18 protein-coding genes and 1 pseudogene are annotated in these 23,067 nt (G+C 72.9%); 9 read left to right on the top strand and 10 right to left on the bottom strand.

Going from position 1 to position 23,067, the window contains the following annotated elements:
- Positions 1-77 precede the first annotated feature (77 nt).
- The gene (locus Mco01_RS02145; protein WP_204055178.1) at positions 78-1,259 is read left to right on the top strand and encodes a trans-sulfuration enzyme family protein; all 1,182 of its coding nucleotides are present in this window, start codon (positions 78-80) and stop codon (positions 1,257-1,259) included.
- 24 nt (positions 1,260-1,283) lie between these two features.
- Here the strand turns inward: Mco01_RS02145 and Mco01_RS02140 are convergent, their stop codons facing one another.
- Positions 1,284-2,135: an expansin EXLX1 family cellulose-binding protein gene (locus tag Mco01_RS02140; protein ID WP_204055177.1), complete on the bottom strand. Its 852-nt coding sequence runs from the start codon at positions 2,133-2,135 to the stop codon at positions 1,284-1,286.
- Positions 2,136-2,264: 129 nt separating this feature from the next.
- On the opposite strand from Mco01_RS02140, the gene Mco01_RS02135 reads away from it, so the two are divergent.
- Both Mco01_RS02135 and Mco01_RS02130 read left to right on the top strand, forming a co-directional pair.
- Positions 2,265-2,567, top strand: a complete 303-nt coding sequence (locus Mco01_RS02135; protein WP_157099347.1) for an ArsR/SmtB family transcription factor — start codon at positions 2,265-2,267, stop codon at positions 2,565-2,567.
- 44 nt (positions 2,568-2,611) lie between these two features.
- Complete coding sequence (locus Mco01_RS02130; RefSeq protein ID WP_204055176.1) at positions 2,612-3,535, top strand: serine/threonine dehydratase; 924 nt, start codon at positions 2,612-2,614, stop codon at positions 3,533-3,535.
- A gap of 112 nt (positions 3,536-3,647) precedes the next feature.
- Here Mco01_RS02130 and panB read toward each other — a convergent pair whose 3' ends face one another.
- On the bottom strand, positions 3,648-4,511 hold the full coding sequence (panB, locus tag Mco01_RS02125) for a 3-methyl-2-oxobutanoate hydroxymethyltransferase (RefSeq protein WP_036321890.1): 864 nt from the start codon (positions 4,509-4,511) through the stop codon (positions 3,648-3,650).
- A 157-nt stretch (positions 4,512-4,668) separates the two neighbouring features.
- Between panB and Mco01_RS02120 the strand changes: the two genes are divergently transcribed.
- The 3 genes from Mco01_RS02120 (at position 4,669) to Mco01_RS02110 (ending at position 8,348) form a co-directional block, all read left to right on the top strand.
- On the top strand, positions 4,669-5,895 hold the full coding sequence (locus Mco01_RS02120) for an MFS transporter (RefSeq protein ID WP_204055175.1): 1,227 nt from the start codon (positions 4,669-4,671) through the stop codon (positions 5,893-5,895).
- 301 nt (positions 5,896-6,196) lie between these two features.
- The gene (locus Mco01_RS02115) at positions 6,197-7,711 is read left to right on the top strand and encodes an MFS transporter (protein ID WP_239103264.1); all 1,515 of its coding nucleotides are present in this window, start codon (positions 6,197-6,199) and stop codon (positions 7,709-7,711) included.
- Positions 7,712-7,718: 7 nt separating this feature from the next.
- Positions 7,719-8,348 (top strand): TetR/AcrR family transcriptional regulator, encoded by a 630-nt coding sequence (locus Mco01_RS02110; protein WP_204055173.1) that lies wholly within the window; start codon positions 7,719-7,721, stop codon positions 8,346-8,348.
- Between the two features lie 135 nt (positions 8,349-8,483).
- Here the strand turns inward: Mco01_RS02110 and Mco01_RS02105 are convergent, their stop codons facing one another.
- The 4 genes from Mco01_RS02105 to Mco01_RS02090 all read right to left on the bottom strand — a co-directional run bounded on the left by Mco01_RS02105 (position 8,484) and on the right by Mco01_RS02090 (position 15,277).
- Positions 8,484-10,235 carry an NAD+ synthase gene (locus Mco01_RS02105; RefSeq protein ID WP_204055172.1) on the bottom strand — a complete coding sequence of 584 codons (1,752 nt, stop codon included), beginning with the start codon at positions 10,233-10,235 and terminating at the stop codon, positions 8,484-8,486.
- A 191-nt stretch (positions 10,236-10,426) separates the two neighbouring features.
- Positions 10,427-11,887 carry a BTAD domain-containing putative transcriptional regulator gene (locus Mco01_RS02100; RefSeq protein ID WP_204055171.1) on the bottom strand — a complete coding sequence of 487 codons (1,461 nt, stop codon included), beginning with the start codon at positions 11,885-11,887 and terminating at the stop codon, positions 10,427-10,429.
- 88 nt (positions 11,888-11,975) lie between these two features.
- Positions 11,976-14,009, bottom strand: coding sequence for a sensor histidine kinase (locus Mco01_RS02095; protein ID WP_204055170.1), 2,034 nt, complete (start codon positions 14,007-14,009; stop codon positions 11,976-11,978).
- Between the two features lie 53 nt (positions 14,010-14,062).
- Entirely contained in the window at positions 14,063-15,277 is a 1,215-nt protein-coding gene (locus tag Mco01_RS02090) for an MDR family MFS transporter (RefSeq protein WP_239103263.1), read from the bottom strand.
- A gap of 73 nt (positions 15,278-15,350) precedes the next feature.
- Between Mco01_RS02090 and Mco01_RS02085 the strand changes: the two genes are divergently transcribed.
- The gene (locus tag Mco01_RS02085) at positions 15,351-16,313 is read left to right on the top strand and encodes an ArsR/SmtB family transcription factor (protein ID WP_239103262.1); all 963 of its coding nucleotides are present in this window, start codon (positions 15,351-15,353) and stop codon (positions 16,311-16,313) included.
- A 7-nt stretch (positions 16,314-16,320) separates the two neighbouring features.
- Here Mco01_RS02085 and Mco01_RS02080 read toward each other — a convergent pair whose 3' ends face one another.
- Positions 16,321-18,576: a sensor histidine kinase gene (locus Mco01_RS02080; RefSeq protein ID WP_204055168.1), complete on the bottom strand. Its 2,256-nt coding sequence runs from the start codon at positions 18,574-18,576 to the stop codon at positions 16,321-16,323.
- Between the two features lie 218 nt (positions 18,577-18,794).
- On the opposite strand from Mco01_RS02080, the gene glnA2 reads away from it, so the two are divergent.
- Positions 18,795-20,156, top strand: a complete 1,362-nt coding sequence (glnA2, locus tag Mco01_RS02075; RefSeq protein WP_204055167.1) for a gamma-glutamylpolyamine synthetase GlnA2 — start codon at positions 18,795-18,797, stop codon at positions 20,154-20,156.
- 490 nt (positions 20,157-20,646) lie between these two features.
- On the opposite strand, the gene Mco01_RS02070 is transcribed toward glnA2, so the two are convergent.
- Entirely contained in the window at positions 20,647-21,462 is an 816-nt protein-coding gene (locus Mco01_RS02070; RefSeq protein ID WP_204055166.1) for a helix-turn-helix transcriptional regulator, read from the bottom strand.
- 71 nt (positions 21,463-21,533) lie between these two features.
- On the opposite strand from Mco01_RS02070, the gene Mco01_RS02065 reads away from it, so the two are divergent.
- Entirely contained in the window at positions 21,534-22,247 is a 714-nt protein-coding gene (locus tag Mco01_RS02065) for an SDR family oxidoreductase (protein ID WP_204055165.1), read from the top strand.
- 2 nt (positions 22,248-22,249) lie between these two features.
- Here the strand turns inward: Mco01_RS02065 and Mco01_RS02060 are convergent.
- Positions 22,250-22,486: pseudogene (locus Mco01_RS02060) on the bottom strand (IS5/IS1182 family transposase); the annotation flags it as partial.
- Positions 22,487-22,707: 221 nt separating this feature from the next.
- Positions 22,708-23,055 carry a VOC family protein gene (locus tag Mco01_RS02055; protein ID WP_204055164.1) on the bottom strand — a complete coding sequence of 116 codons (348 nt, stop codon included), beginning with the start codon at positions 23,053-23,055 and terminating at the stop codon, positions 22,708-22,710.
- Positions 23,056-23,067: the final 12 nt, after the last annotated feature.

Below are 23,067 nucleotides of genomic sequence, written 5' to 3'. Positions count from 1 at the left end.
CGGCTCCGCTGCCCGCGTAATCGCCGAAGCGTGGACAGATCTGACAAGTACCGACTTTCTGGGTCATTCTGGTCGGCATGAGCTCCCTTCATCCCGACAGCCGGGTCGTCCACCTGCCGAAGCCGGTGCTGAACGGCAGCACCCCGATCTCCGTGCCGATCTACCAGACGTCCGGGTTCGTCTTCGACGACCCCGCGGTCTTCGCCGACGGGATGGGACGCCCCGACGGCGCGTACGTCTACGGACGGCTCTCCAACCCCACCGTCCGGTCGCTGGAGGAGGCGGTCGCGGGGCTGGAGGGCGGCGTGGCCGCGGTCGCGACCGGGTCGGGCATGGGCGCGATCAACTCTGTGCTCCTCGGCCTGCTCAAGCCGGGAGACCACGTGATCGCGCAGGCCGCGCTCTACGGCGGCACCGCCCACATGCTCGCCGACCTCACGGCCCGCTTCGGCGTCGAGGTCACGTACGTGCCGGAGGCGGACCCGGCCGCCGTACGCGCCGCCGTCCGGCCGTCGACCCGGCTGCTCTACCTGGAGACGATCGCCAACCCGATGACCCAGGTCGCCGACCTGCCCGGGATGTGCGCCGCCGCCCGCGAGGCCGGGATCGTCTCGGTGGTGGACAACACGTTCGCCTCGCCCATCCTGTGCCGCCCGATCGAGCACGGCGCCGACATCGTGGTCCACTCGGCCACCAAGTACCTGTCCGGGCACACCGACGTCATCGGCGGCGTCGCCGTCTTCGCCTCGGCCGAGCTGCACCGCAAGGTGTGGTCGTACGCGCTGGAGCTGGGGGCGACGGCCGACCCGTTCGCGGCGTGGCTCACGCTGCGCGGCCTGCAGACGCTCTCGCTGCGGATGGAGCGCCACTGCGCGAACACCCGGCTCCTGGCCACGCGGCTCGCCGGGCACCCCGCCGTGACGGCCGTGCACTGGCCCGGCCTGCCGTCCCACCCGTCGTACGAGCTGGCCGGCAAGCTGATGCCCGACTTCGGGGGTGTCTTCTCCTTCGACCTGGCCGGGGGGCGCGCCGCGGGCGAGGCGTTCATGCGCAACGTGCGGCTGGCCCTGCTCGCGCCCTCCCTCGGCGGCGTGGAGACGCTCATCCTGCACCCGGCCACCACGTCGCACCGGTCGGTGGACGCGGCCGGGCTCGCCGCCGCCGGGATCGGCGAGGGCACGATCAGGGTGGCCGTGGGCATCGAGCACCCGGAGGACCTGTGGGCCGACTTCGCCCAGGCCCTCGCGGGGACCGAGTAGGGACCGAGCAGAGACCAGCGGAGATCAGTAGAGGCGGACGCGGCTGCGCTGCAGGGCGCCGACCGAGAGGCGGACCTTCCGGACGGTGACCCGGTGGCCGCGGACGTCGGTGACGCGGATCGTGAAGGGCCCGGGCCCTGCGCCCGGGTCCTGCGCGACCCAGTAGTTGTACTCGGTGCGGACGAGGGGCCGCCACCGGCCGCCCTGGCCGACCTCGACCGAGGCCAGCGGGTTGCCGTGGTCCATGACCAGCAGTGCCAGCCACCACTGGCTGGATCCCTCCTTCACCCGGAAGGCGAGCCGCCCGATCGGCCGGGGATCGGCGGCCAGGCGGTAGCGGACGGCGGCGGTGCCCCTGGCCGGGTCGGCGATGCGGGCGAAGGCCGCACGGCTGAGGTCGAGCTGACCGGTCCGGCAGGGCGGGCACTGGTCAACGATCTTGACCCGGACCGTGCCCTTGGGGCCCGCGACGGTGAGGTAGCCGCCGCAGCGGGCCCCCTTGGCGTACTCGGCCGGGGACAGGGCGACGTAGAGCCCGCCGGCCGGCGGCGCGGGGTAGGAGCAGTTGCCGCCCCCGGATCTCAGCGCGTAGAAGGTCGCCGTGCCACTGGTCGTCCGCCTGAGGTCGGGCAGGGCGGCCGCGGCGGCCGTACGGGGGGTCGTGACGGCCGTGCCGGTCGCGGCCGGCGCCGCCTCCGTGGACGCGGACGCGTCCGCGGGGACGGCGGGGACGAGCGCGGCGGCGAGCGCGGAGAACACAGAGAGCACGGAGAGCGCGGCGAGCACGGAGAGCGCGGCGAATGGAGAGCGCGCGGTGGGGGCTCGGTTCGCGGCGAGCGCACGCGGGCGAGGGGAGAGGGAGGGCGCGGGGGGCACGGTCGTCTCCTTTTGAGACGGGTGGGGCAGGTGTGACGCTAGCGAAAACCGTCCCACTATGTCCCGAAATTTGATCACCTGATCCGCGCAGGTCTTGACGGTCTCTTCGGGAATTAGGAAACTGCCTAAGTGATCCCTGTCGACGTGATGCGGGCGCTCGCCAGCGAGAGGCGCCTGCTGATCCTGGAGTGGCTCAAGGATCCTGTGGCGCACTTCCCGCCGCAGACCGACGGCGATCTCGTCGAGGACGGCGTCTGCTCCGTCTTCATCGCCACCAAGCTCGGCCTGACCCAGCCGAGCGCCACGGGTCACCTGAAGATCCTCGAGCGTGCCGGGCTGGTCCGGGCACGACGCGTGCGGCAGTGGGTGTTCTACCGCCGCGACGAGGAGCGCATCGCGCAGATCAAGCGGTCGCTGGAGAGCGACCTGTGACGGGCTCCCGCGAGGGCGGGGGCGCACCGACGTGAGGAGTGGTGATGGCCCTGCGCCGTGACGATGTCGAGAGGGCGGCCGCCCGGATCCGCGGGCACGTCCGCCGCACTCCCGTGGCCGAGGTGGAGCGCGGCCTGTTCCTCAAGCTGGAGGGGACGCAGCACTCCGGGTCCTTCAAGGTGCGGGGCGCGTTCAACCGCATCCTGGGCGCGGCCGAGGACGGCGCACTGCCCGCCAGCGGCGTCATCGCGGCCAGCGGCGGCAACCACGGGCTCGCGGTGGCGTACGCGGCCCGCTCCCTGGGGATCCGCGCCGAGATCTTCGTCCCCGAGGTGTGCGCGCCCGTCAAGATCGAGGGCCTGCGCCGGCTCGGCGCCGACGTCACCGTGACCGGAGCCATCTACGCCGAGGCGTACGAGGCCTCCCGCAAGCGGGCCGCAGACACCGGCGCGCTGGAGATCCACGCGTACGACCAGGCCGACGTCGCGGCCGGTCAGGGCACGGTGGGCGCCGAACTGCTCGACCAGATCCCGGGCGGCGTCGACACCGTCCTCGTCGCGGTCGGCGGCGGGGGCCTGGTCGCCGGGATCGTCGCGGCGGTGGACGGGCGGGCGTCGGTCGTGGCCGTCGAGCCCGAGCGCATCCCGACGCTGCACCGGGCGCTGGAGGCGGGGGAGCCAGTCCGGGTCGAGGTGGGCGGCGTGGGCGCGGACGCCCTCGGCGCGAGCGTCGCCGGCCGGATCGCCCTCGACACGGTCGCCGGGCGGGTCTCCAGCGTGCTGGTGACGGACGACGCGATCGTGGAGGCCAGGCGCGCCCTGTGGCGGGAGCACCGGGTGGCGGCCGAGTACGCCGGGGCGGCCGCGCTGGCCGCGCTGCGCTCGGGGGTGTACGCCGCCCGTGACGGCGAGCGCGTCGCCGTCGTCGTCTGCGGCGCCAACACCGATCCCGCGACGCTCGCGGACTGAGCCGCCCGTCCGGTCCCCCCGTTCACGCCGGCGCCGCCGGATCGTGCGGATCCGGCGGCGCGGGTGGCGCGGGCGGTGCCGGCGGTTTCGCCGGCACGCCTCCCGAGGCGGGTCAGCGGTAGCTGTGCTCGGGGGTGGGGAAGACGCCGGCGACGACCTCGTCGGCGTAGGCGCGGACCGCGCGGTCCATCTCGCCGGCCAGGTCGAAGTACTTCTTCACGAACTTCGCCGGGTGTGGCGTGAGGCCCATCATGTCCTGCCAGACGAGGACCTGGGCGTCGGTGTACGGGCCCGCGCCGATCCCGATCGTGGGGATGCTGAGCGACGTCGTCACCCGCTGGGCCAGGTCGCTCGGCACGCACTCGAGCACCACGGCGAACGCGCCCGCGTGCTCCAGTGCCTTGGCGTCGGACATGAGCTCGTCGCCCGCCTGGCCGCGTCCCTGGACGCGGTAGCCGCCGAGGGCGTTGACCGACTGCGGGGTCAGCCCGAGGTGGGCCATGACCGGGATGCCGGCCGACACGAGCATCTCCACCTGGGGGAGGACGCGGTGGCCGCCCTCCAGCTTGACGGCGTGGGCGCCGCCCTCCTTCATGAAGCGGGCCGCGGTCTCCAGGGCCTGCTGGGGCGAGGCCTGGTAGGAGCCGAACGGCAGGTCGGCCACGACCATCGCCCGGGACGACCCCCGGACGACCGCCGCGGTCAGCGGGATCAGGTCGTCGACCGTGACCGGCAGCGTCGAGTCGTAGCCGTACACGACCATGGCGGCCGAGTCGCCCACGAGCATGACGGGGATGCCCGCCTCGTCGAAGACCCTCGCGGTCATGGCGTCGTACGCCGTGACCATCGGCCACTTCTCGTGCCGATCCTTGGCGGCCGCGATGTCGCGCACGGTGACGCGGCGGCCGGACCTCCCGCCGTACAGGGCGGGGGAGGCGGATGCGGACGTGCTGGAAACAGCGGAAACAGAGGACATGGCTACCTCCAGGCCTCGTGGCGCCCCTGTGGCGTCCCCGGACAGTCAGATCATTGCATGTCGCCTCAGGTTGGAACACCCCGCCCCAGAGAGGTAATCCGGTGGCGGAAGTGTCGGTGGCACCGTGCACAATGCGGTGCGGAGGTAAGTAACGACGATGGCAATTGAACCTTACCGGCGCGTTCTGGCCATTCCGGGCGTCCGGGCGCTCCTGCTGGTCGGGATGGTCGCGCGGATCCCGCTGACCGCCACCGGCATGACGCTGACCCTCCATGTGGTCAGCGACATGAAGCTCGGCTTCCTCCAGGCGGGCGTGGTGGGCGCGGTCATCATGATCGGCACCGCGGCGGGGTCCCCGCTCGCCGGGCGGTTCGTCGACAGGCGCGGCCTGCGGCCGGTGATCGCGGTGACGACGGTCGTCCAGCTCGTGTTCTGGTGCGCCGCCCCCGCCCTGCCGTACGGGGCGCTGCTCGCCGGGGCGCTCGTCGCCGGGGTGTTCAGCCAGCCGGTGTTCGGCGCGGTCCGCCAGTGCGTCGCCGCGATGGTCCCGCCGGCGCAGCACCAGACGGGGTTCGCGCTCGACGCGATGGGCGTGGAGCTGTCGTACATGGTCGGGCCCGCCCTCGCGGTCGCGTCCGTGACCGCGTTCGGGAGCACGGCCACCATGTACGGCGTGGGGATCGGGCTGGTGGGCTCCGGCGTCGCGCTGTACCTCCTCGACCCGCCCACCAGGTCGGCGGAGGAGGCCGCGGCCCCCGCGCAGGCCGTCCCGCGGCGGCAGTGGCTCCGGCCCGGCCTGTTCGTCCTCCTCGCGATGGCCTCGGCCCTCACGTTCACGCTGACCGCCACCGAGCTGTCCATCGTCGCGGTGCTGAAGGACGGGGCCGCGACCGAGTGGACGGGCCTCGTCGTCGCCCTGTGGGGCGGATACTCCATGGCCGGCGGCTTCGTCTACGGCGGCCTGTCCCGGCGGCTGCCGCCCCCGCCGCTGATCGGCGCGCTGTGCGCGCTGACGGCGCCGGTCGGCCTCGCCGGCCTCGCCGGCGGCGGATGGTGGTGGCTCGCCCTCGCGCTCGTGCCGTGCGGCCTGCTGTGCGCCCCGTCGCTGTCGTCCACGCTCGACGCGGTGAACCGGCGGGTGCCGGCGGCCTCCCGGGGCGAGGCGATGGGCCTGCACGGCACCTCGCTCACGGTCGGCGTGGCCCTGGCGGGCCCGGTGGCCGGCTGGGTGGTGGACGCGTACGGCCCCGCCTGGGCGTTCGCGCTGACCGGCGCGCTCGGGGTCGTCCTCGTCCTGCTGATCGCGCCGTTCTGGCGCGACGCCCCGGCGCAGGCGCCGGACGCGCAGGCGGGGCCCGCGGCGCCCGCCGAGCTGGCCGCGTGACGCCTCCGGTGCGACCGCCGGCCGCCGCCCGGCCGTAGGAACGTGAGGGGCCCGATCCGGCGCGAAAGTCAGGCGCAGGGGCCTGGAACAAGACGCGGCCCGTCCGGGTTGTACGCGCGGTGGGCCGGTGACCTGGCCCGGCACCCGAGGCCGCAGCCCGCCCAGAATATGAAACGCTACCGTTGCGTATAGGAATAACAAGCGATACGCTAGCGTTGCGAAACTCAAGCGTATCGAAATCACTGGGGGGTCCGTGGAAGCGCATACCGGTCACCCACGCCGCTGGCAGATCCTCGGCGTGATGGTGTTCAGCCTGTTGGCCGTCGTGCTCGACAACACCATTCTCAACGTCGCGATCAAGACGATCGCCGACCCCGTCCACGGCCTGGGCGCCACCCAGAGCCAGCTCGAGTGGGCGATGAACTCCTACACCCTTGTCTTCGCCGGTCTGCTGTTCACCTTCGGGGTGCTCGGCGACCGCTACGGGCGCAAGCGGATGCTCATGGCGGGCATGCTGCTGTTCGGCCTGGCGTCCCTGGCCAGCGCCTACTCGCAGGACCCGACGCAGCTCATCGCGGCGCGGGCGCTGATGGGCTTCGGCGGCGCGGCCATCATGCCGGCCACCCTGGCGATCATCTCCAACGTGTTCCCGATCCACGAGCGCGGCAAGGCGATCGGCATCTGGGCCGGCGGCGTCGGCATCGCGGTCGCCATCGGCCCGATCACCGGAGGCCTGCTGCTCGAGCACTTCTGGTGGGGCTCGGTCTTCCTGGTCAACGTCCCGATCGTGCTGCTCAGCCTCATCCTGATCGGGTCGCTCGTGCCCGACTCGAAGGACCCGAACAGGTCGGCCCTCGACCCGATCGGCGTCCTGCTGTCCATCGCCGGTCTGGTCAGCCTCGTCTACGGCATCGTCAAGGTCAGTGACCTCGGCACGTTCGCCGACGTGTCCGTCGTCGTCCCCTCGCTCGTGGGCCTGGCGATCCTCGCGATCTTCGTCTGGTGGGAGCGGCGCACCGACCACCCCGCCTTCGACGTCCGCAACTTCCGCAACGCCGGTTTCTCCACGGCCATCGCCAGCGTCGGCCTGGTGTTCTTCGCGGCCATGGGCGTGATGTTCTTCCTCGCCTTCTACTGGCAGATCGTCCGCGGCTACTCCCCGCTCCAGTCGGGCGCGCTGGTCCTGCCGTTCGCCGCGGCGCAGCTGATCTTCGCCCCGCGGAGCGCCCGGATGGTGCAGCGGTACGGCGCGAAGGCCGTGGGCACGGTCGCGATGCTCGTCATCACGGCGGCCCTCGCGGCCTACTCGGTGATCGACGTGGACACCCCGGTGTGGATCATCCTGGCGCTCGGCTTCGTCCAGGGCGCGGCGATGGCGAACATCATGCCCCCGGCGACCACAGCGATCATGAACGCGCTGCCCAGGGAGAAGGCCGGCGTCGGCTCGTCCATGAGCAACGTCGTCCGCCAGGTCGGCGGCACCCTCGGCATCGCGATCCTCGGCGCGGTCCTGTCCGCCAGCTACCGGAACGGGATGGAGGGCAAGGTCGGCGCGCTGCCGGAGCAGATCCGCACCGTGGTGACCGAGTCCATCTCCGGCGCGGCCGGCGTCGCCGCCCACCTCGGCCCGCGCGGCGCGGCGCTGATGAGCGCGGCCGACGACGCCTTCGTCGCCGGCATCCACTGGGCCGCCCTCGGTTCGGCCTTCGTGGCCCTGATCGGCGCCGTGGTGGTGGCCCGCTGGATGCCGGGCCGGTCCGCGGTCACCGTTCAGGTCGAGAAGTCCGAACTGGAGAAGGAAGCAGCGGTAGTGTGAACGGGCGATGAAGATGCAGCAGACGGCTGAAGGAGTGGCCCGTCCGGCGGGCCGCCCGCGCAGCGAGAAGGCGGAGAAGGCGATCATCGACGCCACCCTCGACCTGATCGGAGAGGGCATCGGAGTCGCGGAGCTGTCCATCGAGGCGATCGCCGCGCGGGCCGGCGTGGGCAAGACCACGATCTACCGCCGCTGGTCCAACAAGGAGGATCTCGTCGTCGACGCCATGGCGTCGCTCAAGCCGCCGATCCCGCTCCCCGAGCAGGGCGCGTCGGTCCGCGACGCGCTGGTGACCTACCTCCGGGTCATCCGCGACGAGTCCAGCCAGGTGCGGACGCGCTGCATCATGAACATCGCCATGAGCGACGCCGAGCGGCATCCCCGCCTGGCGGAGCGGTTCCGGGAGATCGCGGTCGAGCCGCGCCGCAGGGCCGTCGCCGCGGTCATCCAGCGGGGGATCGAGACCGGCGAGCTGCGTCCGGACCTCGACGCCGAGATGGCCATGGCCATCCTCAGCGGGACCATGATGTGGCACATGAAGTGGGCCCACCAGGACCGGCAGCCGTCCGACGACCTGGCCGAGCGGATCGTCGACGAGGCGCTCAAGGGCTTCCGCCCGCGCCCCGGCGAGGACTGACGGGCCGGGTCGGGACGCTTCGGAAGCGGGACATGAGGAGCGGGGCGGACGGCCGCCCCGCTCCTCGCGTTTTCCGCCCCCGGGGCACCCGGACTCCGCCGGGACAGGCCTGCCCCGGCGGACATCCGGGCCGCCTCAGCCCAGCTTCTCGCGCCAGCGGTTGGTGATGGGCAGCCGGCGGTCGCGGCCGAAGTTCTTCGGCGTGATCTTCGGGCCCGGCGGGTACTGGCGGCGCTTGTACTCGGCCAGGTCCACCAGCCGTATCACCTTGGTCACCAGCTCCGGGTCGTGCCCGGCCGCGATCAGCTCGTCGCGTCCCATGTCCCGCTCGACGTAGTCGCGCAGCAGCGGGTCGAGCACGTGGTACGGCGGGAGGGAGTCGGTGTCGCGCTGGTCCGGCCGCAGCTCGGCGCTCGGCTCCTTGGTGATCGAGTTCTCCGGGATGGGCGGGTGCCCCGGCTGGGCGTTGCGCCACTCCGACAGCCTCCACACGAGGCTCTTCAGGACGTCCTTGATGGGCGCGAACCCGCCGGCCGAGTCGCCGTACAGGGTGGAGTAGCCCGTCGCGAGCTCGCTCTTGTTGCCGGTCGTGAGGACCAGGTGGCCGTGCTCGTTCGACAGGCTCATCAGCAGCATCCCGCGCACGCGGGCCTGGAGGTTCTCCGCGGCCAGGCCGTGCAGCTCGATCTCCTTCTCGAAGGCCGACACGATGTCGGCGATCGGGGCGACCTGGCTGTTCAGCCCCTGCCGGCGCACCAGTTCCTCGGCGTCGGTGATCGAGTGGTCGGAGGAGTAGCGCGACGGCATCAGCACCACATGGACCTTCTCCGGCCCGATCGCGTCGGCCGCGATGGTGGCCGTCAGGGCCGAGTCGATCCCGCCCGACAGCCCCAGGATCACCGAGCGGAAGCCGTTCTTGGCGACGTAGTCCCGCACGCCGAGGACCAGCGCCTGGTAGACCTCGGCCAGGTCGTCGAGCCGCTCGGCCACGACCGGGGGCTCCGGCTCGTACGGCTCGACCGGCGTTCCGGACAGCACCAGCCGCTCGACCGTGATGGACGTCCCGTCATGGGCGTCCACCGCGAGCTCGCCCGGCTCGCCGGAGGCCGCGGGCAGGTCGAGGTCGGTGACGAGCAGCTCCTCCTTGAACTGGGCGGCGCGGGCCACCAGCCCGCCCGAGGCGTCCACGATGAGCGAGTCGCCGTCGAAGACCAGCTCGTCCTGACCGCCGAGCATGTTCACGTAGGCGAGCGCGCAGCCCGCCTCCCTGGCCCGGCGGGCGCACAGCTCCAGCCGTACGTCGTCCTTGTTCGTCTCGTACGGCGAGCCGTTGGGCACCACCAGCAGCCCGGCGCCGGCCTCGGCGACGACCGAGACCGGGCCGCCCTCCTGCCAGAGGTCCTCACAGATGGCGACGGCCACGTCGACCCCGTGCAGCCGGAAGATCGGCAGCCGGTCGCCCCGCACGAAGTAGCGGTACTCGTCGAACACGCCGTAGTTGGGCAGGTGGTGCTTGGCCGACCTGGTCACGACCTCGCCGCGATAGAGGAGGGCGGCGGCGTCCAGGGGGGCGCCCTTCGGCTGCCCGACCCGCGGGGCGAGGTCGGCCCGGTCGAGGTAGCCCACCACGACCGGCAGCTCGCCGAGCCCCTCGTCGGCCAGGCGCGCCGCCGTCGCGGACAGCGTCGCCACCGACGCCTCCACGAACGACGAGCGCAGCACCAGGTCCTCCGCCGGGTAACCGGTCAGGAAGAGCTCGGGGAACACGACGAGGTGGGCGCCCCGCTCGGCGGCCCGGCGGGTCCACTCCACGAGCATCTCGGCGTTGCCGGCGATGTCACCGACCACCGGGTCGGTCTGGGCGAGGGCGATACGCAGTTGTGGCACGAGACCACCCTAAAGCGTCCCGATCGTTGTCGTCAAAGCGACGATAAGCCCTCAACCGCCGGAACGGCCCGACCGGATTCCCCACGCCGGGCCGAACGTCAAGGCGGGACACGCGGACGCCGCGGGCACGGGCGGGCTCAGCGGATGGGCATGGCGGGCCCGGCCGCCGGCTCAGCAGCCGGGCATATCGGTCAGGCGCCGGGCGAGCCGGGGCTGACCAGGCCTCTCTCGTAGGCCATCACCACGAGCTGCGCCCGGTCCACGAGGCCCAGCCGCCGCAGGAGCCCGGACACCTCGTCGGCCACCTCATGCTCGGGGACGTCGAGCGTCACCGCGATCTGACGGTTGGTGAAGCCCCGGGCCACCAGCTTGACCAGGTCGACGTCGGAGTCCGACAGCCCCTCCGGGGCCGAGGGGTGCCGGCGCCCGGCGAACGCCGCGATGAGGTGCGTGGTCACGGCCGGGTCGAGCAGCGCGTCCCCGGCGACGGCCGCCCGGATCGCCGCGATCAGCTGCTCGGGCGCCGAGGTCTTCAGCACGAACCCGCTCACCCCGGCGCGCAGGGCCGCGTACAGGTTCTCGTCGGTCCCGAACGTGGTCATCATGACGACCTTGGGCGGGGCGTCGGACGCGAGGATGCGCCGGGCGGCGGCCAGGCCGTCCAGGTGGGGCATCTGGATGTCCATGAGCACCACGTCGGGCCGCGCGGCCCGGGCCAGCGTGATCGCCTGCTCGCCGTTCTCGGCCTCGCCCACGAGGTCGAGCCCCGGCTCGCTGTCGAGGATCACCTTGAGCCCGGTGCGGACCAGGGCCTGGTCGTCGGCGATCAGCACGCGCAGCGTGCCCGCCGGGCGCGCGGCGGAGGACGTGGCGGCCGGGTGGGCCGGTGGCGGGGCCTGGCCGTCCAGGTGGGGGGCCTGGGTGAGGATGTCCTGCTCCAGGCGTTGCAGCGTGGGCCCGAGGTCGAGCCCCAGCTCCTCGCGCAACGCCTCTCTGGCCCGGCGCAGCGCGCCCAGCGCGTCGCCCTGCCGGCCCGCGCGGTAGAGCGCGAGCGCGAGCAGCCGCCAGGCCTCCTCCCGCAGGGGGTGGGCCGACGCGTGGGCCTCCAGGTCGGGGATCAACGCGCCCGTACGGCCCAGGCGCACCGCGGCGTCACCACGTCGTTCCACGGCGACCAGCCGCAGCTCGTCGAGCCGGGCGGCCTCGGCCTGCGCCCACGGCAGGTCCTGGAACTCGGCGAGGGCCGGGCCTCGCCACAGCCCCAGCGCCGTCTCCATCCGCTCCAGCGTCCCCGCGGCGTCGCCGTCCTCGGCCTTGACCAGGCCCTCGAACCGCCACGCGTCGACCTCGTCCACGGACGCGCGCAGCGCGTAGCCGGGAGGTGCCGACACGAGGACGCCGGCCTCCTCGCGGGGCGCCCGGTTCGGTTCGAGCGCCCGCCGCAGCCGCGAGACGTACCCCTGGATGGTCGACAGGGCCTGCGCCGGCGGCCCGCCGGGCCACAGCTCGTCGATCAGGACGGTCACGGGTACGGCGCGCCCTCCGGCCACGAGCAGCCGGGCGAGCACCGCCTGCTGCCGCTGCCCGCCGAGATCCAGCGTCTCGCCATCGGATACGGCCTCGAACGGCCCGAGAGCACGGAATATCACCATCGCACCGGTAAGCGTAGAGCCACGGGCCGCCCTGGAACGCGGCGACCAGTCTCCGTTGCGTCACGAGCCACGGGCCGGGGACGTCCGGTCAGGCGGGCAGGGGGAAGCGCGCCTCGACGAGCGTCCCGCCGGTCTCGGGGGAGGTGACGACGCAGCTGCCGCCGACCTCGGCCGCCCGTTCCCGCATGGACGACAGGCCGACCCCGGCGCGCAGGCGCGCGGGCAGGCCCGCGCCGTCGTCGGCCACCCGCACGCGCAGCTCCCCGCCGCCCCCGTCGGGCCCCGGCGTACCGGACCGCTCCAACTCGACCCGCGCCCGGGTCGCGCCGGCGTGCCGGCGGACGTTCGTCAGCGCCTCCTGCACGATGCGGTAGACCGCCACCTCGACGGCGGCCGGCAGCCCGGTCAGGTCGCCGTCCACGCGGACGGCCACGGCGGACCCGTCGCCGTCGTCGGAGGGCGGCGTCTCGTCGGCCAGGGCCCGTACGGCCCCTGCGAGCCCGAGGTCGTCGAGCGCCGGGGGCCGCAGGCCGTACACGAGCTCGCGGATGTCTCCGGCCACGGCGTCCATGCCGACGCGCAGGTCCTGCAGGAGGCTGTCGGCGGTGGCGGGGGAGCGCGACAGGCTGATCCGGGCCATGTTGATCGTCATGGCCATCGCTCCCAGCGTCTGGCCGAGGCCGTCGTGCAGGTCGCGGCGCAGGCGGCGGCGTTCCTCCTCGCGGGCGGCCAGGATGCGCTCACGCGACCGCTGCAGGTCGGCGGCCATCCGCACGGCGTGGGCGACGTCCGCGACGTAGGGGAGCAGCGTGGCGAGCACGCGCTCGTCGTGCGCGGCCGCGAACCGGCGGGCGCCGGGTCTGCCGACGAGCAGCCGCCCGACCGGCTCGCCGTGCCAGACGAGGGGGATGGGCCTCGGGGCGGGGCCGACGTCGCCGCTCTCGACGTACCGCGGCCGGCCGTCGGCGACCTCGACCGCCGCGCCGTCGACCGCCAGGCCGTCCCGCACGACGGTCACGACGGAGGCCAGCGCGTCGGCCGGGTCGGCCCGCCGCACCTCCTGGGTCAGCCGCTGGGCGAGCAGCGCCGGGTCGCCCACCCGGCCGTACATCGCCCGGTCGACCGCCCGCTGGAGGAGCCGCCGCAACGGCTGGAAGAACGCTCCGGCGAACAGCGCCGCGGCCAGCCCGGCGACCTGGTGGTACCCCGAGACGACGAGACCCGCGATCGCGCCGGCGCCGAAGTAGACGGCGCTGACCACGGCGAGCAGCCCGGCCGCGACGATGGCCCGGCTGATCACGGTGTCGATGCCGTACAGCCGGTAGCGCAGGGCCGAGAACAGGATGGCGAACGGGATGACGGCCGTCCACGCCGTCGCCGCCGGCCCCATCGAGTCGCCGAGCAGGTAGAACACCACGTACCCGGTGAACGCGCTGAGCGGCCAGGCGATCTGGCGCCGGGTCGCCGGGTCGGCCCGCCGCAGCCGCAGGGCGAGCGACGCCAGCGCGGCCACGACGCAGGCCTGGATCGCGTATCCCAGGACCGTCCAGAGGGTGGAGTAGTAGGGGACGACGGCCCGGATCTCGAGCGGGTTGTGGATCACGACCGGCCAGGCGTACGTCGCCGGGTCGGGGTCGGGACGCACCAGCGCCAAAATGATCTCCCCGGCGGTCGCGAGGGACCCCAGCACGACGACCGGCACCCAGCGGCGCGAGGGCAGTCGCCCGGTGGGGGACAGCAGGGGGAGCAGGATCGCGAGCATCAGCCCGGCGAGCGCCCAGCAGGCGACGTCCAGCCAGCGGGCCGCGTTGGCGGCGGCGAACGCCCCCCGCGAGGCCTCGCCGAACGACACCGCCGTGAAGAAGACGTTGCCGGACGCCAGCAGGCCGCCCGCGCACATGAGCCAGGCCACGCTGAGCCGGGGCCGCTGCGCGACCAGGAACGCTCCCACGGCGGGGAACGTCAGCGCCACGCCGAGATCCGGGGTCACGGGCGTCCCGGCGCGCCACTCCGCGGGGGTCCGGACCTGGATCAGCAGGCCGGCCGCGGTGAGGGCAAGCGCCACGGCCGCCATGACCCATGCGGCCGTCCGCCCCGGGGATGCCGGCGGTTTTTCGTCCATGCTGGACAAGGATTATGTCCGCCCTCATCCCCGATGACCAGCGAACGGCCGCCTCAGGGCAGCCGGGTGAGGGCGGTGCGGCGGCGGACGGCGCGGCCGATGGCGATCTGGCCGGCGGCCGCGAGGAGGCCGAGGCCGCCCAGGATGAGCCACGCCAGCGTGGGGGACGCCTCCAGCAGCCGGGTCCCGGTGAGGGGCGCGAGCAGGGTCCCGGCGGACCAGGACAGGCCGTACAGGCCGGAGTAGCGTCCGCGCAGGTGGGCAGGGGCGAGGGCGGCGACGATCGCCCCCGGGATGCCGGCCGTCAGCACCTCCCCGATCGTCCACACGGCGACGCTCAGGGCGTACCCGGGCGTCGAGGCCACCGCGGCGGTCAACGCGAACCCGGCGCCCACCAGGACGAATCCGGCCGCGAGCACCTTGGACGGGTCGTACCTCGCCAGCCAGGAGTTCGTCACCGGCTGCACGACCACGATCACCAGGCCGTTGACCGCCATCGCGACGCCGTACGCGCTGGCGGGCAGGCCGGCGACCCCGGTCATCGCCAGCGGTAGCGTGCTGTAGGCCTGCAGGTAGACCAGCGCGTACGCGAAGTTGATCAGCACGAACGCCACCATGAGCCGGTCGCGGAGCACGTCGGTGAAGCTCCCGCCCTCCTGGGCCGCCCGCACCGGCCGGGTCTCCGGGATCGCCCGCCAGACCAGGATCCCGAAGATCAGGCAGGTGACCGCGTCCACCCAGAACAGGACCGTGAAGCCCGACCCGGCGAGCCACCCGCCGGCGACCATCGCGATCGAGAAGCCGAGGTTGATCGCCCAGAACAGCAGCCCGTACGCCCGGGGGCGGTCCTGCGGCGACACCAGGTCGGCGACGAGCGCCTGGGAGGCCGGGCGGTAGGCGTCGACGACCACCCCGAGCACGAGCATGGCCGCGACGATCCCCGGCAGGCTCGTGGTGTAGCCGAGCGCGACCATGGTCACGGCGGTGGCCGTCATGCCGCCGGTCAGCGTCACCCGGCGGCCGAAGCGGTCGGAGGCCCAGCCGGCCACCGGCTGCGACAGCAGCGACCCGGCCCCGAACATCGTCATCACCAGCCCGGCCGCGGCCAGCGACATCCCGCGGGCCTGCGTGAGGTAGACGCCGATGAACGGCTCCACCATCGTGCCGAGGCGGTTCACGAACGTCCCGGCGAACAGCACCCAGAACGCGCGCGGCAGCCCGCCCACCCTTGATCGCAGGAAATCCCGCCTCGTCGTCACCGTCGTCACACGGTCAACCCTTGGACAGTGCGTGGCCGCCATGCCAATCTTTTAGGCGTCGCTAAAAGATGGAGGAGACGCCGTGCCGGTGGAGTGGCGGTTCACGCCCGACGACGTGGCGCGGCTGCGCTTCGCCTTCTCCCCGATGTGGGAGCTCGTCGCGAGTCTCCGGGTGCTGCGCGCGCCCGCCCGCCACTCGCTGCACCTGCCGTGGCTGCGAGCCGTACGGCCCCGGCTGCGCGGGCTCGACCTGACCGAGCTGTTCGCGATCGTCCCGGTGACCGGGTACGTGGCCGACTTCCTGACCCCGCCGCCCGATACCCCGCTGCCCGACTTCGCCGAGGAGCTGGAACGGGTGCGCGCCACCCGTCCCGACACGGCGTACGAGGAGGTCGCCTGGGTTCCGACGGCCGATCCCGCGGCAGTGGCCCGGTTCCAGGAGGACCCGGAGGCGGGCATGCGGCGGGTGACCGAGCGGCTGGGGGAGTACTGGTCCGCGGCGTTCGAGGAGTTCTGGCCGCGGATCCACGGCCTGCTGGAGAACGACGTCATGTGGCGGTCCCGCCGGCTGGCCGCGGGCGGGGTGCGGGAGCTGTTCGCCGACCTCCACTCCTCCGTGGCTTGGCACGGCGACCGGCTGGTCACGGCCAAGCAGTGCGTCTACGAGGGCGACGTCGCGGGCGACGGGCTCGTGCTCGTGCCGAGCGCGTTCGGCTGGCCCGACGTCTCGGTGATGTACGAGCCGTACCGGCCGATGCTGAGCTACCCCGCCAGGGGCGTCGGCACGCTGTGGTCGTCGGGGGCGCCCTGCACGCCGAAGGCGCTGTCGGCGCTGCTCGGCCGCACCCGGGCCCAGATCCTGACGGCGCTGGAGGAGCCGGGCTCCACGACCTCCCTGGCCCGGCGGCTCGACCTCACGCCGGGCGCGGTCAGCCAGCACCTGACCGTGCTCTCGGACGGCGGGCTCGTGACGGGCAGGCGGCTCGGCCGCCAGGTCCTCTACCGGCGCACCCCCATCGGCGACTCCCTGGCCTGCGGCTCCTGACCGGCCGCTAACCGGCGTCGCGCCAGCCGGCGGGCAGGCGGGCGACGACCGTGGTGCCGCCGTCCCGGCCGGAGGCGACGGCGCAGGTGCCACCGACCTCGGCGGCTCGCTCGGCCATGCTGACCAGCCCCACTCCCGGCCTCCTGCTCGCGGGCAGGCCCACCCCGTCGTCGGCCACCACCACCCGCAGCTCGCCGTCCCGCCGCAGGCTGACCCGCACGCGGCGGGCGCGGGCGTGCTTGCGGACGTTGGTCAGCGCCTCCTGCACGATCCGGTAGGCCGCCACCTCCACGGCGGCCGGCAGTCCGTCCAGGTCGCCTCGCACGTCGACGTCCACCGCCGCCGCCGGCGGCACGCTCGCGCCGGCTCCCGCGCCGGCGTCCGCCCCGGCGCCTGCCTCAGCGCTTGCCTCGGCGTCCCCGGCGACCGCCGCGCCCGCGAGCAGGCCGGGCCGCGCCTCCTCCGCCAGGGCCCGTACGGCTCCCGCCAGCCCGAGGTCGTCGAGGGCCGGGGGCCGCAGGCCGTACACGAGCTCGCGGACGTCGGCGGACACGTCGTCCATGCAGCCGCGCAGCTGGCCGAGCAGCTCGTCCGCCGTCCTGGGGGACCGTTCCAGGCTGACGCGGGCCATCGACAGCGTCATCGCCATCGACGACAGCGTCTGCCCCAGCCCGTCGTGCAGATCGCGGCGGAGCCGGCGGCGCTCCTCCTCCCTGGCCGTCAGGATCCGCTCCCGCGAGCGCTGCAGCGCCCTCGTCAGCAGCACCGTGTGCGCGGCGTCCGCGACGTACGGCGTGAGCACGGAGATGACCCGCTCGTCATGGGCGGCGGGGAACCGGCGCCTGCCGGGCGGGCCGATCAGCATCACGCCCACCGGCTCGCCGTGCCAGACCAGGGGGATCTCCCGGGCGACCCGCTCCGCCTCGCCGCTGGTGGTGGCCGCGCCGTCGACCTCGACCCTGATGCCGGTCACGGACAGGCCCTCGCGCAGCACCTCCAGCGACGCAAGCAGGGCGTGGGCCGGGTCGGCGTGCTGCAGCCGCCGCCGCAGCGCGGCCGCGAGCGCCGTGGGGTCGCCGCGCGAGCCGTACAGCGCCCGGTCGACGAGCCGCTGCAGCCCGCGCCGGATCGGCTGGAAGAACGCCCCGGCGAACAGGGCGGCGGCCAGCCCGGCGAACCGGTCGACCTCCGACAGGACCAGGCTCGACGCCGCGCCCGCCAGCACGTACACGCCCACGACCACGCCGACCAGGCCGGCGCCGACGATGGCGCGGCTGATCAGCGTGTCGATGCCGTACAGGCGGTAGCGCAGCACGGCGACGGCGATGGCGGCCGGCACGAAGGGGATGGTCAGCGACGCGACCCACCAGACCGGGTACCCGATCACCCACGGCACGACCAGCCCCGCGATCGCCACCAGGGGCCAGAGGATCTGGCGGCGTTCCACCGGTCCCGCGCGGTGGAACCGCACGACCAGCGAGGAGAACGCCAGCGCCATGCCCACCGCGACCGCCGCGTGCAGCACCTGCCGGGTGCCCGCGTAGTACGGGGCGAAGGCCGCCACCTCCAGCGGGTTGTCGCCGGTCCTGGTGCCGGACGGCGCGACGACCGAGCACAGCCAGTCGAGGGCGAGGGCGCAGGCCGCGAACGCCCCGGGCACGCACCAGCGCTTGGACAGGATCCGGCCGGTCGGGTAGAGCAGCGGCAGCAGGATCCCGAGGGCGTACGTCGTGAGGTTCCACACCCCGTCGGCGAAGATCCAGAGCGGATGGACCAGCGGATGGCCCCCGTGCAGTACGAGCAGGGCCGCCACGTTGGCGGCGAGGATGTTCGCGGCAGAGCCGAGGCCGCCGAGACACAGCAGCCACCCGAGCAGCAGCCGCGGCCGCGACATCACCAGCAGCGCCCCGAAGACGGGGAACGCGGTGCCCGCCATGTCCTCGGGCGCGAACGGCAGCGGCGTGTAGTCGGCGGGCGGAATCTGGGCCGTCACCCAGATGTCGGCGATCTCGAGGCAGATGGACGCGGCCGCGATGGCGACGCCGACGGCCGGTCCCAGAGCCCGGACGAGGTCCCGCCGCCCGTGCTCGTCGCCGGAGGCGTCCCCGGCGAGGTCGTCGTCGTACGGGAACTCGCCGGGCTCGCGGAGGCCGGGGTCGGCGCTGCCGACGGGATCGACGGGATCGACGGGATTGGCGGGGTGGGAGCGGTCGCGCGAGGGCTCTGGCACGACCGGGCACTCCTTCGTCTGGGGCACCGGCATGGCCGGACGTTAGCCCGGCCCGGTCGACACCGAATCAACACCGGATCAACCCGGCCCCGTCGGGTTCGTCCCCGGGACGGCGGGGGACGCCGCCCTCCTCCGGCGGTGCGAAGTCGCACGGTCTCCGGTCGCGCCCTCACACCCCCCCGTAACCCCTGTGAAACACACAAGGGGCACACTGGTACGAGACCTGACGTGTAATTTCCGAGAGGTACGCCTTGGACCGCCAGCAGGAATTCGTCCTCCGCACGCTCGAGGAGCGTGACATCCGGTTCATCCGGCTGTGGTTCACCGACGTGCTCGGTTTCCTGAAGTCGGTGGCGATCGCCCCCGCCGAACTCGAGGGCGCCTTCGCCGAGGGCATCGGGTTCGACGGCTCGTCCATCGAGGGCTTCTCCCGGGTCTACGAGTCGGACATGCTCGCCAAGCCCGACCCGTCGACGTTCCAGATCCTCCCGTGGCGCAGCGAGTCGCCGGGCGCGGCCCGCATGTTCTGCGACATCCTCATGCCGGACGGCTCGCCGTCGCACGCCGACCCCCGGTGGGTCCTGAAGCGGACGCTCGCCAAGGCGGCCGACATGGGCTTCACCTTCTACACCCACCCCGAGGTCGAGTTCTTCCTGCTGCGCAGCCGCCCGGAGAAGGGGCAGCGGCCGGAGCCGATCGACGAGGGCGGCTACTTCGACCACACGCCGCACAGCGCGGGCCACGATTTCCGGCGCAACGCGATCATGATGCTGGAGTCCATGGGCATCTCCGTGGAGTTCAGCCACCACGAGGGCGCCCCGGGCCAGCAGGAGATCGACCTGCGGTACGCCGACGCGCTCACCACGGCCGACAACATCATGACGTTCCGCCTGGTCATGAAGGAGGTCGCGCTGGAGCAGGGCGTGTGGGCCTCGTTCATGCCCAAGCCGTTCACCGACTTCCCGGGCTCCGGCATGCACACGCACATGTCGCTGTTCGAGGGCGACCGCAACGCCTTCTACGAGCCGGGCGCGGAGTACCAGCTCTCCAAGATCGGCCGCTCGTTCATCGGCGGGCTGCTGCGGCACGCGGCCGAGATCACCGCGGTGTGCAACCAGTGGGTGAACTCCTACAAGCGGCTGTGGGGCGGCGCCGAGGCGATCGCCGGGGCCGGCGGAGAGGCCCCCGCGTACATCTGCTGGGGCCACAACAACCGCTCCGCGCTGGTGCGGGTGCCGATGTACAAGCCGCACAAGAGCGGCTCGACCCGGATCGAGTTCCGCTCGCTCGACTCCTCCTGCAACCCCTACCTGGCGTTCGCGGTCATCCTTGCCGCCGGCCTGAAGGGCATCGAGGAGGGGTACGAGATGCCCCCCGGCGCCGAGGACGACGTGTGGGCGCTGACCAGCGGGGAGCGGCGGGCGCTCGGCATCGCCCCGCTGCCTCAGTCGCTCGACGAGGCGATCGCGGCCATGGAGCACAGCGAGCTGGTCGCCGAGACGCTCGGGGAGCACGTCTTCGACTACTTCCTGCGTAACAAGCGGACCGAGTGGCAGGAGTACCGCCGCCAGGTCACCGAGTACGAGCTCGGCCGCTACCTCCCGGTGCTCTGACCTGCCGAAACGGACTTCCGGTGAGCGTCACCCAGCGACTGGGGAAGGCTCACCGGAAGGGGCGATCCTCCAGGCATCGAAGATCAGGGCACATCCAGGGCATACGCGCCGTCGTTGAAAAAGGCGTCCATGGCCCGCCGTGCCCGCACTATCGCGCTGGGCATCAGGTGTGTGTAGGTCCGCAGCGTGAAGGCCGGGTCACTGTGCCCCAGATACTCCGCCACAATCACGATGTCGACACCAGAGGTGCACCGAGCCGGGGGTCTCGCCGCTCTCGGGGACCACGAGGCAGCAGCCACAGGCTTCCGCACCGCGATCACCGCACTTCCGCCCGGATACCACCGAGACCGAGGTGTGTACCTGGCGCGTGAGTCGACTGCCTACGCTGGAGCGAGCGAGCCCGAGCAGGCCGCGACAGTCGGCGCGGAGGCCCTCAGCATCGCGGCGGCCACCGGCTCAGCACGGATCATGACCGAGCGCATCCTTAGTTTCAGGCCGCCTGCGTGGCTAGCCTGCGCAGGGCCCGCACGGCAGGTGATCCGGGGTCGGCCGTCATCAGGACAACCTCCTGGTCATCCTCGGGCACGAGAAGGACGTCGCAGTTCAACCGCAGCGCACCGGCCTCCGGATGGTCCAGGGTCTTGGTGCGGTGCCCGGGAGCGTGGACCGGACGCGCCTCCCAGATCTGCCGGAACTCCTCACTGCCGGCGTGCAGTTCGGCCAGAAGTTCGGCCAACTGCGGATCATGCGGGTAGCGGTCCGCGGCCCGGCGCAGCCGCGCCACCACGATGTGCCCGAATTCCTCGGCGCTGGAGCTCTCGTACATCCGCCCCTGGCCCAGGAAGCGGCGCCGGGCCAGGTTCGTCGTCCCGCCTCCAAGGTCGGCGCCGAGCAGTGCCCGGGCCAGGGGGTTCCAGGCGACGACGTCGTACGCCGCGTCAGTGACGATGGCACCGGTCTCCGGCAGCCGCTCCAGCATCCGGGCCACGTGCGGGCGCACCCGCCGCACGGCGCTGATGCCGGGCGGCGCGCTCGAACCCGCCAGGCGGAACAGATGGCTGCGTTCGGCCGGCGTGAGCCGCAGCGCGCGGGCCAGCGCGTCCAGGATCCGGGCCGATGGCCGCGGCCCCCGGGCCTGCTCCAGCCGCGTGTAGTAGTCGACCGACATGTGGGCGAGCTCCGCCACCTCTTCGCGGCGCAGACCCGGTGTGCGGCGGTCGGTGCCCGTCGCCGCCAGGCCGATCTCGTGCGGACGCAGGGCCGCCCGGCGGTCCCGCAGGTAGTGGGCCAGCTCCTGCCGCGCCACGTCGCCTCCTCCCACTGCCTGGTACAGGCTGTCCCTGGCAGAGCGCCCACGACCAGGGAAGCGTGGTTGCCATGAACGAACGCACAGCTCTGGTCACCGGTGCCAACAAGGGCATCGGCAAGCATATCGCCCGGCTGCTCGCCGCCGAGGGCCTCGCCGTGTACGTGGGCTCCCGTGACCCCGGGCGCGGGCAGCGGGCTGTCGAGGAGATCGGAGCCGGGGCCCGTCTGCTGGTCCTCGACGTGACAGACCCCGACGGCGTCGCACAGGCCGCGGCTCAGGTGGACCGCTTGGACGTGCTGGTCAACAACGCCGGAATCTCGCCGTCGCTCGCCCCGCCGACCGACACCGGCGTCGAGGAGTACCGGCGCACATACGAGACCAATGTGTTCGGGGTAGTGGCGGTGACCAATGCCTTCCTGCCCGCCCTGCGCCGGTCTCCGCGCCCGCGCATAGTCAACATCTCCAGTGGCACCGCGTCGCTGACCTGGAGCACCACTCCCAACCCCCAGTTCACCCCGGGAAGCGGCGCCGCCGCCTACCGGTCGTCCAAGGCCGCCCTCAACGCCCTCACCGTCCTCTACGCCCAGACGCTGGCCGAGGACGGCTTCAAGGTCAACGCGCTCGCCCCCGGCCTGCGGGCCACCGATCTCAACCCCCGGGCCGCCGCTGCCGGCGGCGACCCGGCCGAGGCCGCGCTGGGTGCCCTCCGCCTGGCCCTGCTGCCGGACGACGGGCCCACCGGTGGCTTCTTCTCCTGGGACGGAACGCCCGTGCCCTGGTGAAGTCATGGGCGGCGTCGAGGACGGGTGTCCCAGCGGTGGGTGGTCCGGGCTCGGCGGATCAGGCTACGGACGGTGATGATGGTGTCGGCGAGGTCGAAGAATGCGTCGATGACGGTGGCGCGCCGCTCGTAGCAGCGAGCGAGCCGGGAGAAGGCGTTCTGCCAGGCGTGGGTGCGCTCCACGTGCCACCGCCGGCTGGCCTGGATGGGCGCTTTCTCCCCCTTGTGCGCGATGCGGCCGTGCCTCTTAACGTCAGCCCTGGCTTACGTCTCCGTCGTCGGTCCGCGCGCCTCAGTTCCGCTCTGGTTCCGCCCAAGGCCGTAAAACGTCGGAAGTCAGTAGGAGGTGCTGAGAGCCGTATTGCAGCAAGCGCTGCAACACGATTCCTGGCGCTACCGGAGGCCGGTATGCGGGACCAACTGAGTGACAACCGAGGTGCAGCGTCCAGCCCACCGTTCGGTTACGCAGCGGCGACCTGGATGAACGCGATCGAGTTGCCTTCGGGGTCGGTCACAGTGGCCTTGCGGCCGGCGTCGCCGACCGTCTCGATGCGGCCACTGCTGATGCCTCGCGCGTCCAGATCGGCCACTGTTTGATCCAGATCCGACACCGAGATGGTGACCAGGCTCCGGCCAGCGCGTCCGGCGTCTTCTATGACGTACAGCCACGCGGTGTCGGCAATTCGCCACATGATCTCCTGGTCGGTCACGACGACATCGGCGGCCCTGCCAAACAACCGGCTGTACCACTCAACAGCGCCGGGAAAGGCCTCGACCGCTACTCCCGCAAAGAGCAGTTCCATCGTCATGCATGCACCCTG

The sequence above is a fragment of the Microbispora corallina genome, assembly GCF_016863035.1.
Lineage (GTDB): Bacteria > Actinomycetota > Actinomycetes > Streptosporangiales > Streptosporangiaceae > Microbispora > Microbispora corallina.
The sequence above is the reverse complement of the archived record's forward strand: the minus strand, read 5'-3'. Positions and strand labels throughout refer to the sequence as shown.